9 protein-coding genes are annotated in these 11,952 nt (G+C 70.5%); 6 read left to right on the forward strand and 3 right to left on the reverse strand.

Annotation, left to right across the window (positions count from 1 at the left end; all coding sequences use genetic code 11):
* Positions 1–119: 119 nt before the first annotated feature.
* From ACFWXQ_RS11195 to ACFWXQ_RS11205, 3 genes are all read left to right on the forward strand, one after another.
* Complete coding sequence (locus ACFWXQ_RS11195; protein ID WP_383939588.1) at positions 120–1,217, forward strand: chemotaxis protein; 1,098 nt, start codon at positions 120–122, stop codon at positions 1,215–1,217.
* A gap of 156 nt (positions 1,218–1,373) precedes the next feature.
* Positions 1,374–2,003 (forward strand): FxLYD domain-containing protein, encoded by a 630-nt coding sequence (locus ACFWXQ_RS11200; protein WP_383939585.1) that lies wholly within the window; start codon positions 1,374–1,376, stop codon positions 2,001–2,003.
* Between the two features lie 309 nt (positions 2,004–2,312).
* A complete protein-coding gene (locus ACFWXQ_RS11205; RefSeq protein ID WP_383939582.1) occupies positions 2,313–3,818 on the forward strand; it encodes a PP2C family protein-serine/threonine phosphatase in 1,506 nt (501 codons plus the stop codon).
* Positions 3,819–3,925: 107 nt separating this feature from the next.
* Here ACFWXQ_RS11205 and ACFWXQ_RS11210 read toward each other — a convergent pair whose 3' ends face one another.
* Positions 3,926–5,425, reverse strand: a complete 1,500-nt coding sequence (locus ACFWXQ_RS11210) for a hypothetical protein (protein WP_383939579.1) — start codon at positions 5,423–5,425, stop codon at positions 3,926–3,928.
* A gap of 233 nt (positions 5,426–5,658) precedes the next feature.
* On the opposite strand from ACFWXQ_RS11210, the gene ACFWXQ_RS11215 reads away from it, so the two are divergent.
* Together ACFWXQ_RS11215 and ACFWXQ_RS11220 are read left to right on the forward strand one after the other, a co-directional pair.
* Positions 5,659–6,801 carry an aminoglycoside phosphotransferase family protein gene (locus ACFWXQ_RS11215; RefSeq protein WP_383939576.1) on the forward strand — a complete coding sequence of 381 codons (1,143 nt, stop codon included), beginning with the start codon at positions 5,659–5,661 and terminating at the stop codon, positions 6,799–6,801.
* A gap of 328 nt (positions 6,802–7,129) precedes the next feature.
* Entirely contained in the window at positions 7,130–9,115 is a 1,986-nt protein-coding gene (locus tag ACFWXQ_RS11220) for an N-acetylmuramoyl-L-alanine amidase (protein ID WP_383939573.1), read from the forward strand.
* A 10-nt stretch (positions 9,116–9,125) separates the two neighbouring features.
* Here the strand turns inward: ACFWXQ_RS11220 and ACFWXQ_RS11225 are convergent, their stop codons facing one another.
* Both ACFWXQ_RS11225 and ACFWXQ_RS11230 read right to left on the reverse strand, forming a co-directional pair.
* Positions 9,126–9,488, reverse strand: coding sequence for a VOC family protein (locus ACFWXQ_RS11225; protein WP_383939570.1), 363 nt, complete (start codon positions 9,486–9,488; stop codon positions 9,126–9,128).
* 92 nt (positions 9,489–9,580) lie between these two features.
* On the reverse strand, positions 9,581–10,435 hold the full coding sequence (locus ACFWXQ_RS11230; RefSeq protein WP_383939567.1) for a (2Fe-2S)-binding protein: 855 nt from the start codon (positions 10,433–10,435) through the stop codon (positions 9,581–9,583).
* Positions 10,436–10,770: 335 nt separating this feature from the next.
* Here ACFWXQ_RS11230 and ACFWXQ_RS11235 point away from each other — a divergent pair, with 335 nt between their 5' ends.
* The gene (locus ACFWXQ_RS11235; RefSeq protein WP_383939564.1) at positions 10,771–11,952 is read left to right on the forward strand and encodes an acetyl-CoA carboxylase biotin carboxylase subunit family protein; all 1,182 of its coding nucleotides are present in this window, start codon (positions 10,771–10,773) and stop codon (positions 11,950–11,952) included.

Here is an 11,952-nt window from a genome sequence, read left to right on the forward strand (position 1 = left end):
GCGACAGGGCGGGGCAGGGCGCGATACGACTGCCCGGTGACGTCGACGACCGATCGCCCTGTCCGCCCGGTCCGGTTCCCCCGCATGCCCGTTCGCCCATTCGGTCATATGGTGCATCTATGGAGCATGTTCTGAGTCCCACCACACTCACCGAACTGCGCCGCCCGCGGCCCTATCCGGCCGTGTCGGTGCTCACTCCGACCCATCGCCGCGAGCCCGACAAGGCGCAGGATCCCGTCCGGCTGCGCAACGTCCTGGCCGAGGCGAAGAAGCAGCTGGAATCCGACCCCGCGGTCACCCGTGAGCTGCGGATGGATGTCGTCGGGCAGCTGGATCAGGCGCTGACGGAAGTCGATCTGGCACACGCCGAGGACGGCCTCGCGATCTTCGCCGCTCCCGGGGAGCACCAGGTGTGGTCGCTGGCCCGGACCGTGCCGGAGCGTGTCGTCCTCTCGGACACCTTCCTGACCCGCAATCTCGTCGCCGCGCAGGCCTCCGAGCGTCCCTTCTGGGTACTGGCCGTCTCCGCGGACCGGATCTCCCTGTGGAGCGGCGGCGGGGGGCATGTCGTCGAGTCCGAGGCGGCCGGCTTCCCGATGACCCGGAGTCTGGAGGACCCGGACGCCGAGCGCCAGGAACGCATCGGCGACCTGCCGAGCACCTTCCGCGACGAGCGGACGCGCCACTTCCTGCGGGACGGCGACACCGCCCTCGCCGGTCTCCTGCGCGGCGACCCGAGGCCGGTGTACGTCACCGGCGAGCAGGCCGCGCTCTCCCTTCTCGACGAGGTCGGCACCGTCACCAAGGACGGCGTCCACGTCGCGCACGGCGGTCTCGCGCACGCGAATGCCGACGCCGTGTGGCAGGCGGTCAGCCCCCTGGTCGCGGCCGAGGACCGCAAGAGCGCCGACACCGTGGCGCGGGAACTCGAAACGGCCAAGGGCCGACGGGCGTTCGCGGCAGGCGTCGACGAGGTCTGGCAGAACGCGACAGCGGGCCGGGTCCGGCTGCTGGCCGTCGAGGAGAACTACCGCGTGACCGTACGCGACGACGGCGGCGACCATCTCGTCCCGGCCGGCACCGGCGATCTGGACGCCCGCGACGACATCGTGGACGAGATCGTCGAACAGTGCCTGGACACCGGCGCGCAGGTCCGCTTCGTCCCGGACGGCGCACTGGGCGACGCGGAGGGCATCGCGGGGGTACTGCGCTACTGAGCTACTGACACCGCGAAGGCGGCAGACCCGGTGCTGGGCGAGTGACCGGGGGTCCGGCCGTCCCGAAATGCCTCGCCGGAATATCCGGCATAAGGTTCATTTCGCCGACCGACCCGGCAGCGATCGACCAGGCGCCGAGAGCAAGGACGACCCGCGATGCACAGACCGTCGCCCCGTGACCCCCGCCGGCCGGGCAGGACTCGTTCGGCCGCCGTCGCGCTGGCGGCGATCGCCGCGGCCATGAGCACGCTCGCGGCATGCAGCACCGACAGCGACTCCGGGGATTCCGACCCGTCCTTCAGCGAGCGGCCGTCCCCTCCCGACACGGCGTCCTTCTCGGGTACGGCCCCCTCGGTCAACGAATCGGCCGTCGAGTCCGCACGCGCCCGGGCCTCAGCGGCTGCTTCCTCCGCCTCGGCCGCGGCGTCCTCCTTCGAGGCGTCCGTGTCGGCGGAGGTCGCCCGGGCCAACGAGGCCGCGGAGAACGAGCTCAAGGACGTCGACGGCCAGGGCAACGCGATGTCCGACGTCTCCATGACCGGCAAGCCCAGGTCCGAGACCGGCGGCCTGCTCGCCGTCGTCGTGACCATCACCAACAAGACCGACGCGCAGGCCTCGTACGCCGTGCAGGTCGACTTCCTCGATTCCTCGGGCAAGACGGTGGAGACGAGGTTCGTGGGCGCCGAGGACCTCGGCCCGGGTGAGCGCGCCCAGCCGCTCGCCATCAGCCGCAAGCCCGCCGAGCCGGTGCTGACACCGAAGCTGGTCAAGGCCCAGCGGTACTGAGGGCCCAGCGGTGCCGATGGGGCAAAACCTCGACCAGGTACCGCACATACACTCGCCGAACATACGACTGAGTGGGCCGCAGCCACTGCCGTCACTCCATCAACTCGCCTATCCTGTCTGCGACTTGACCGGATCGACCGCGTACCGACTCCGCCCCGCCCGCATCCTCCGTGAGGACTGCGACATATGCCAGAGGCACCACCGAGTCGCGTGTTGCCAAATCCCTTACAGCGCGTCGCAGGCTGTGCGACAGTCGTAACCGGTCCTTCCTTCAGCCTTGGTCGTACCGTGCCTGTATCGGAGTACGTCATGCCGTCCCATCTCTCGGCGGACCACCCTGCCGCCCAGCCGCCCCCGCGCGGCTCGGTCGACGCGCTCATTTCACAGACGCGCCGGCTGCGGGGCGAGGTGGACGCCGTACGGCGCGACGCACCGGCCGACGGCACGGATCCGGAGGGACGCTGGCAGCGTGCCCTGTGCGATCTGGCGATGCATCAACTCAGCGATCTCGACGAGCACTTGGCGCAGTTGAGGGACGGCCCGCCGGCCGTTCCCGTCGAGCCCGAGGCGGCGGCTCCCACCGCACCAGCCGTGTCGGCCGCACCCCGGCAGGGCTCACTGCTCAGCCGGGTCGGCAGCGCGGAGTGGAATCTGCTGACGGACGAGGCGAGTTGGTCCGGCGAGCTCTACCAGATCCTCGGCCGTGACCCCGCCGCTCCCCCGCTCACCCTCGACGAACTGCCCTCCGTGGTGCTGGACCAGGACCGACCCAGGCTGACGGCGATGGTCACGGACTGTCTCATCGACGCCAAGCCGATCGACGGCGAGTTCCGTGTCGTCCGGCCCGACGGCGACGTACGGACCGTGCACATGATGGGCGAGCCCGTGCTCGACACGGACGGCAGCACCGCCTCGATGTGGGCGGTCCTGCGGGACGTCAGCGAGCTGCGCCGCAGCCAGCGGACCGTCAGTGAGACCCGTGACTCCCTGCGGCACCAACGGCACCTCGCGCAGACCGAGCGCCGGCTCGCGGTCGAATTGCAGGAGGCCGTGCTGCCGCCGTGGCGCGGCTCTCTGCGCCTCCCGCGCCAGGGGCCCGAGACGCTGGACCTGGCCGCCCGCTATCTGCCGTCCTCGACGAGCGAGCTGATCGGCGGCGGCTGGTACGACGCACTCGAACTGCCCGGCGGGGACACGCTGTTGAGCGTCGGTGACCTCACCGGCCGCGGTGTGACCGTCACCTCGGGCGTGGCGATGATGATCGGCGCCCTGCGCGGTATGGCCGTGGCGGGCACCGAGCCCGGACAGCTCATGGCATGGCTGAACCAGTTACTCGACGCCTCGGTCCAGCCCGCCCTGGGCAGCGCGGTGTGCTGCCGCTACCGGCCCGAGAGCCGCACGCTGACCTGGGCGCAGGCCGGACACCCCGCCCCGCTGCTGTTCCGCAACGGGACGGGGCGCGTGCTCTCGCCGCCGGACGGCGTACTGCTCGGCGCCACCTCCGGCGCTGTCTACGGACAGGCCGAGGAGACGCTCGAACCGGGTGATCTGCTCCTCCTTCACACCGACGGACTGGTTCCCCGGCGATGGGTGTCCCCCGAGTCCCAGGAGTCCCAGTCATGGGAGTCCCACGACTCGAGCGAGGTCGAGGGTGGAGGCGACACCTCGGCGGCCGTCAGCCGTCTCCTCGACCTGGCTCCCCGCTTCGGCGAGGCGCGCGCCGCACAGGACTGCGTACGGATGGTCGTGGAGGAGTTCGGCGAGACGGAACGCGAGGACGACGCCTGCGTACTGATCGCCAGGATTGCCACCTGACGCGAGCGCAGCCCAGCCTCGGCGGACATCCGGCGTGCGACCTCGGTGGACGCCCGACGTGACTCCGGACGTGACTCCCGACAGGGATGAACAGCCGCACAGGCCCCCTATGCCCGTGCGCTGTTGCCGCTCCTGGCCTTCAACGAGCCCTTGGGCAGCGCCAGTTTGATCTCCTCACGCAGATCGTTGATCTTCGGATAGCTGGAGTACTGCCCTGTCAGCCGGTACATCTCACGCAGCCGGTCCCAGGTGCGGTGGGAGGAGTTCGAACCCATCGACGTGAGGGCCAGGCGTGCGTACCGGTCGGCCTGTTCGGGGTCGTCGGCGATGAAGCAGGCGGACGCGAGCGAGATGTGGTCGAAGATCTTCGACCGGTCCCGGCCCTTCTCCCGCAGCTCCAGGGCTTCCTTGGCGTGGCGCTGCGCGACGGCGGCGGCGGACGGGTCGTGCTCGGCGAGCGTCCGGTAGGCCAGGGCCTGCATCCCGTGCATGTCCGCCTCGTCGAACAGCTGCATCCAGCTCGGCGGCGGCACGTCACCCTTGTCCGAGACGAAGAGGTCCTCCGCCTCCCCCAGGGTGCGCCGCATGGCCTGGCCCTTGCCCAGCGACGCCTGTGCCCAGGCCTCGATGGTGTAGAGCATGGCCTGGGTGCGCGGCAGGACCTCGTCGCCCGAGCCCGACTTGGCGAGCTTCATGAGATCGAGGGCGTCGTCGGGCCGGCCCAGGTGCACCATCTGGCGGGCCGCTCGGGAGAGCGCCTCGCCCGCGCGGGGCCGGTCACCGCCTTCTCGGGCTGCGTGCGCGGCGATGATGAAGTACTTCTGAGCCGTGGGCTCCAGGCCGACGTCGTGCGACATCCAGCCCGCGAGGACGGCGAGGTTGGCGGCGACGCCCCACAGGCGCCGCTGCAGATGGTCGGGGTGTCGGTAGGAGAGCATGCCTCCCACTTCGTTGAGCTGTCCCACGACAGCCTTGCGTTGCAGTCCGCCCCCGCGGGCCGCGTCCCAGGCCCGGAACACCTCGACCGAGCGCTCCAGTTCCTCGATCTCCTGCGACCCGATGGGGGCGGCCTCGTAGCGGTCGAACCCAGCGGGGTCGGCGTGCAGGGGATTGTCGATGTCAGGGGCGTCGGCCGCGAGGGCCGGATCGGAGTGCAGCCAGTCCTGCATGGCGCTGCTGATTGCGGATCCGGCGGCGAGCGCGGCGCCCGCGCCCACCAAGCCGCGTCGGTTGAGCATGAGGTCCATTCCCGTGAATTCGGTGAGGACCGCGGCAGTCCGCTCGGGCGCCCACGGCATGCCGTCGGGATGTTCCACACTCCCGCCGCCCGGCCGTTTCCCCGTGCGCCCGTGCCGGACCAGACCGAGATCCTCGATGGTCACGACACGGCCGAGACGCTCGGTGAACAGTGCCGCCAGCACCCTCGGCACCGGATCGCGCGGGATCTCTCCCGTGTCGATCCACCGCCGCACCCTCGAGGTGTCCGTCGCCAGCTGGGGGTGGCCCATGGCCGCCGCCTGCCGGTTGACCATCCTCGCGAGTTCCCCCTTGGACCAGCCGGCCAGGCCGAACAGGTCCGAAAGGCGGGTGTTGGGTTGTCCGCTCACGTCAAGCCCCCAGGTTCTCGGCTGAGTTGACACTAACCGTCTGTCAGTTGCTGAGCGACTATTCGCCAGGGTTCGCCAGGGCACGCCAGATGGTGTGCCACTGGGCATCGGGTGTCAGGTAGGAAAGCGCCACCCCGACCCGGTCGCCGAACGGACACTCCCCAGGGTGCACCAGGGCGGCCGGGGCGGGTAGCGCAGCAACTCGCAGGCACACGAAGGGATCTGTTTCGCCCATGTACGCAGCATCGTCCTCCGTGTCCGCTCCGCCCCGGTCGCTGCACGCCCGCCCGGTCGGCAGCGGCCCCTATCTCGACCCCGTACGCCCGGGGGCGGCTCCCGTGCTCGGTGCCGGTCGGTCACGGCGCGTGCCGGGGCTCGGTACCCAACCGCTCAGCGGGAGACTCGACTTGTCCGGCCCCCAGGGGGCGCAGCTGCGCACGGCGATCGCGTCGGTGCACCGGATCTGTCCGGAGTTCTCTCCGGTGCAGGTGCTGCGCCGCAGCGGCCGTTCCGTGCTCCTTGTCGGTACGACAGGGCGCAGCACCGCCGTCGCCAAGTGCTTACTGGACCACTCCCCGGTGTGGAGCGAGCGGATCCGTCATGAAATAGCGGCGTACCGCTCGTTCGTGCGGCACCGGCCCCCGGTGCGGGTGCCGCGCCTGATCGCGGCGGACCCGGACAACTGCACACTGGTGATCGAGCGGATGCCGGGACGGGTGGCGGCGCTTCAACGGCACCCGTTGGAGTCCCCGCCGCGCGCTGACATCAGGGCGGCGCTCGGCGCGATCTGCCGCCTCAACGCGTGGCGGCCGCCGGCGGGGACGTTCGACGCCCCGCTGGACTACGCGGCCCGGATCTCCCGGTATCACGAGCTGGGGTTGCTCACCGACCGGGACATGGGCGATCTGCAGAAGCTGGTGCACGGCATCGCGCACTCGGCGGGCCGCCAGGGCATGGGCCAGTTCTGCCACGGCGACGCTCTCCTGTCCAACATTCTCCTGTCACCGGCCGGTCCAGTGCTGGTGGACTGGGAGCACGCGGGCTGGTACCTGCCGGGGTACGACCTGGCGACGCTGTGGGCGGTCCTCGGGGACGCGCCCGTCGCCCGGCGGCAGATCAGCCAGCTCGCGCAGTCGGCGGGACCGGCGGCGCGGGACGCGTTCCTGGTGAACCTCATGCTCGTCGTCACCAGGGAGATCCGTACGTACGAGATGGCCGTGCAGCGGTCGATGCACGAGACGACCCCGGCGGCACCGGGACCGGCCCACCCGGGTGCTGCGCCGTCCGGCGAGGAACAGCGGCTGCTGCTGAGGCGGCTGCACGACGACTGCCAGATGGCCCGCAAGGCCGTCCGAGCGGCGGTCGGCACTCGCTGACGGGGATGGTGGTCCGCGGTGCGCCCAGGACAGGGGCGCATCGCGGACCTTCGTCATGTCGCGGGCCTTCGTCATGTCGGGCAGCCGCTCGCGCCCGACCCTCCTTCATCGAGTTCATCGAGGATGTTCACCCGAACGGGCCAGAGGTCCACTCCACTGACGCCTCGCAGGCCGGGTCGCCGCCGCCGCGAAACCCGCGACACCCGCCGCTGACATGGGAAATCAAGTGTCTCTGGGCATGATTGACGGATCGTTGGGGAGCCGGTACCACTGACGCACGCCCGGCCCCGCACGCACCATCGCGACCGATCGTCCCAGGAGGCCTGCTTTGCGAGGATCCCTCACCGACTCCAGCCCCTCCACCGGGCACAGACGCGCACTCAGGACGGCCGGTGCCGTCGCCTCGGCGGCCCTGCTGCTGCCCCTGCTCGGCGCCGCCCCGTCCGACAGCGGCGCCCGGACGTCCTCCGCCCGCCTGCAGAACGTGTTCGCGGACGCGGCCGCCCAGTACCACGTACCGCGGGATGTGCTCCTCGCCGTCTCCTACCTGCAGTCCCGCTGGGACGCGCACGCCGGGGCGCCGAGTGTCACCGGCGGCTACGGTCCCATGCATCTGACGGACGCCCGCACGGCGATCGCCCGGACGGTGGCACCGCACCACAGCGACGCCACGGAGGACGCGCGCGGCGACGACTCACGCAAGCCTCTGCTCCCCGAGACCAAGGTCCCGGAGAACACCCAACTCCCCGCCCGTCTCAAGACGTTGACGAAGGCGGCCGAACTCACCGGGATCCCCGCGGAGCGGCTGCGTACCGACGCGGCGGCCAATGTGGCGGGAGGGGCCGCGCTGCTGGCCGCCGCCCAGAAGCAGCTCGGCGAGCCGCTCAGCGCCGACGCGGCCGACTGGTACGGGGCGGTGGCGCGCTACTCGGGCGCCGACGACACGGCGACGGCGGCGACGTACGCCGACGACGTCTTCGACGTGATCCGCCGCGGAGAGCACCGCACGACGGACGCGGGCCAGCAGGTCGCCCTGGCGGCTCAGCCTCAACTGCAGCCCATTACAAGGAAGTTGGGAGAGACGGGACTGCGGGCGGCGCGCGCGGCCGGCACCGAGTGCCCGGCGACCGTGTCCTGCGAGTGGATCCCGGCGCCGTACGAGGAGTTCGGCGACGGCGACTACGGCAACCACGACCTCGGCAACCGGCCCAAGTCCCAGAGCATCAAGTACATCGTCGTCCACGACACGGAGGGCGCCTGGGAAGGTGTCCTCAACATGGTGCAGGACCCCACCTATGTGTCGTGGCAGTACACCCTGCGCTCCACCGACGGGCACATCGCCCAGCATGTGAAGGCCAAGGACGTGGCCTGGCACGCGGGGAACTGGTACGTGAACGCCAAGTCGATCGGCCTGGAGCACGAGGGATTCCTCGCGGCGCCGGACGCCTGGTACACGGAGGCGATGTACCGGTCGTCGGCGCGGCTGGTGACGTACCTGGCGAAGAAATACGGCATCCCGCTGGACCGGCAGCACATCCTCGGCCACGACACAGTGCCGGGAACGACGACGGCGAACATCCCAGGGATGCACACGGACCCGGGCCCGTACTGGGACTGGCAGCACTACTTCACGCTGCTCGGCAAGCCACTGCGCGCCGCCCCGGGATCGAACGGCGGGCTCGTCACCGTGCTGCCCCAATTCGCCAAGCACAAGCCGGAGTTCACGGGCTGCGTCACCAAGGGCGAGCCCTGCGCGGCGCACGGTTCGAGCGCCGTACGGCTGCACACCCAGCCGCGCGCGGACGCGCCGCTCGTCAAGGACATCGGCCTGCGGCCCAACGGCGCCGACTCCACGATCGATGTGAACGACCTGGGTTCGCGTGCCTCCACCGGTCAGCGGTATGCGGTCGCCGGGCGCGACGGCGACTGGACCGCGATCTGGTACCTCGGCCAGAAGGCCTGGTTCAAGAACCCGGCGAAGCAGCCGACGGCGGTCAACGCGACGGGCCTCGTTGTGACACCGAAGGCCGGGCTGGCCGAGATCCCCGTGTACGGACGCGCGTACCCGGAGAAGGCGGCCTACCCGGCAGGCGTGCCCGTCCAGGACGTCTCGCCCCTGCCGTACAAGCTGCTCAAGGGGCAGAAGTACGCGGCGGGCGACAAGGTGCCGGGCGAGTACTTCTACGCGCCGACCTTCGACACCACGCCGCACCGGGTGGTGCGCGGCAAGGACATGTACTACGAGATCCAGTTCGGGCACCGGGTGGCGTATGTGCGCGCCGCCGACGTACGGGTGGTGCCGTCGGCCTCCTAGCGGGAACGGGTCACTTCGGCGGTTCGTGCAGTCCGAAGGCGGAGCCCTGGTCGTCGCGGCACAGCTTGAAGCGGCCGAACCGGGCGGCCGACTCCTCGCTGTCCCCGCCGTCGCCCAGGTCTTCGACCGTGCCGCCCAGTTCACTGACCCGGGCGACGGCGGCGTCAAGGTCGTCCACCCTGAAGAAGAGGTAGGGGGAGGCTCCGGCGTCGCCGCCGTGCATTCCGCCCGGCACTCCGCCGGTGCCGATGGCGAAGCCTCCGCCCTCGGACGTGCCGGGTTCGAAGGTCCAGCCGAGGAGGGATCCGTAGAAGGCGCGGCCCCGCTCGGGGTCGGCCACGCCGATTTCGAAGAAGGTCGGTTCGCCGCTCATCGCGCGTCTCCCGTCGTGAGACATGTGTCGGCCGCCTCGAACCACGGTACGCGGGACGGAACGCGGGCGCTCTCCGTGCGGCTCGGACGGGCTCAGCCCTCGATCCTGCGCAGCCGTTCGGCGTCGCAGGTGCGGGGGCAGGTGCCGCAGGCCTCGTCGGGGCGGATCGTGTAGTACATGCAGCAGCCCATGCGGGTGCGGGTGGTGTGCCGGCGGCCGTCGCTGCCGGTGAGCCGGCGGAAGTCCGCTCCGCCTGGGAAAGGTGCGACGGCCGAGGGCAGGAGCGCGGTGGCCGCGCGGACTGCGTCGGGCTCCTGGCCGAGCATGCGGCCGAGGTACCAGATGCCGGAGACGAGATCGTCGGTGACCATGCCCCACAGGGCGCGCGGACCGCGCCGGATGTGCGGGGCGATAGCGGAGAGCAGCGGTTCCATGTGATCGGCGACGGCCACCCTCAACTCGGCACGCAGGGCCTCCTCGTGAGGGGCCGTCAGCGCGCCGGGGAGTGTGGCGGCCGGGTCGCCCGGGAGGCAGGTCAGGTCCGCGCGGGGGCTGATCTCGAACACGCCGGTCGCCAGGTCGATCCGGACATCTTCGGGGTGGACGCGCGGCACCCGGCCCGTGAGGTACCAGACGCCGCTCATCAGCAGCCCGACGGACCATGCGTAGTCGTGGAGGGCTCGCGAGGCGGCGACGTCCCGGCGCGGGGTGTGGTCGTAGCGGTCCTGGATGCGGACGGTCTCCGCCAGGAGAAAGGCGTCCAGGGCCTCTTGATCCTTCGTCAACTCCGCCCCGCTGACGCCCATTCGAGTGACAGCCGGATTCGGGTCGGCGACTGTCACGGCCAACGCCTCGCACACCTCGCCCAGTTGCCGGTACGTGCCCGCGAGCAGGCGGGACACGGACGTGGCCGCACCGGTCGACAGAGTCTCCACGGTCACGGTCATCGGTACTCCTGTGCATGGGGGGCGAAGCAAGCGAAGCAGGTAAGGCTTACCTTAGTATAGAGATCACCGACAGCAGCGCGTGACCGCACCCTTGGAGCAGAGATCAAGGGAGGCGCATGTCACAGACCCTCATGGCTGGTTGAAACGTAAAATATGCCTGACTTGAGATTACGTACCGTGACCGCGCCCCAACGGGCCGCACCCACGGGTGTGCCCCCGCGCGCCCTGCGGCACATACCCGTGTTCCTCCTCGGCGGTCGGCCGGCCGGGGGTATCGCTGTCGTCCCGAGCCTGCCCCTCAACCCCCGACCCACGAGCGGAAGTTGTCCCCTCGCATGCGTATGTACCTGCTGGCCCTCAACCCGACCGACTCCGTCACCGAAGGGTTTCTGCCCGCCGCGGCGCGGCTCGGCCTGGATGTCACACTCCTGACCGACCAGCCGGACGCCCACCGGAGCGTGTATCCGGAGATCGAGATCCTGGAGTGCGACGTTCGCGATTTCCGTGCCGTCGTCACCCGGATATCGACTCATCACCGCCCCGACGCGGTCTTCACCAACAGCGACCATCTGCAGACCCAAGCCGCCCTGGCCGCCGACTACTTCGGCCTGTCCGGCAAGGACTGGTGGGTCACCCTGCGCACCAAGGACAAGGCCGAGATGCGTCGCCATCTCACCTCCGTCGGCGCGGACACGGTGTGGTCGACCGAAGTCACCGATCTCGCAGGGCTTGCCGCCCTCGACGTCCCGTACCCCTGTGTCGTCAAGCCGCGCGAGGGCGTGGCCAGCGAGGACGTCGTGCTCGTCGGCGGTCCCGAGGAACTGGTGGCGCGCTGCACGGAGATCCGGAGCCGTCGCCCGGGGGCCGCGCTGGTCGTGGAGGAGTATCTGCCGGGCGAGCTGTACACGTTGGAGACGCTCGGCGACGGTCACATCCGCCATGTCCTGGGCGGCTTCCACACCAGAGTGTCACCACCGCCGTACTTCATCGAGGAGGGGCTGACCTTCGTCGCGGCGCATCCCGAGCCGGTCGTCGCCCAGGTGCTGGCCCAACTCGACGCGCTCGGCGTGGGATTCGGCGCCTGCCACACCGAATTCGTGGTCCACGAGGGCCGAGCACGGATCATCGAGGTCAACTACCGGGCCATCGGCGACCAGTGCGATCTGCTGCTGGCGCGCCTGCTGGAGATACCGCTCTTCGAGCACATCCTGCGTACGCACCTGGGTGAGCGGCTGCCCGCGGACCTGGGAGCACGCCGTGACGGCGCGGCTCGACTGGAGTATCCCTGCGCCGAGAGCGCCGGGACGCTCACCGCCGCCCCCGCTGCCGCCGAACTGACCGTCGAAGGAGTGCAGTTGACGTACCGCCCGCTCCGGGCAGTCGGCGAGCGGCACGACGTGTATCGAACCAATCGCGACTTCCTCGGCGTGCTGCGGGCCATGGGAACCGACCAGGAGGCCGTGGACAAGGCGGTGGCCGAGTTCCTGGCCGGGCAGCGGTGGGAGATCCAACGGTGA

It is taken from the genome of Streptomyces sp. NPDC058697, assembly GCF_042715345.1.
Lineage (GTDB): Bacteria > Actinomycetota > Actinomycetes > Streptomycetales > Streptomycetaceae > Streptomyces > Streptomyces liliifuscus.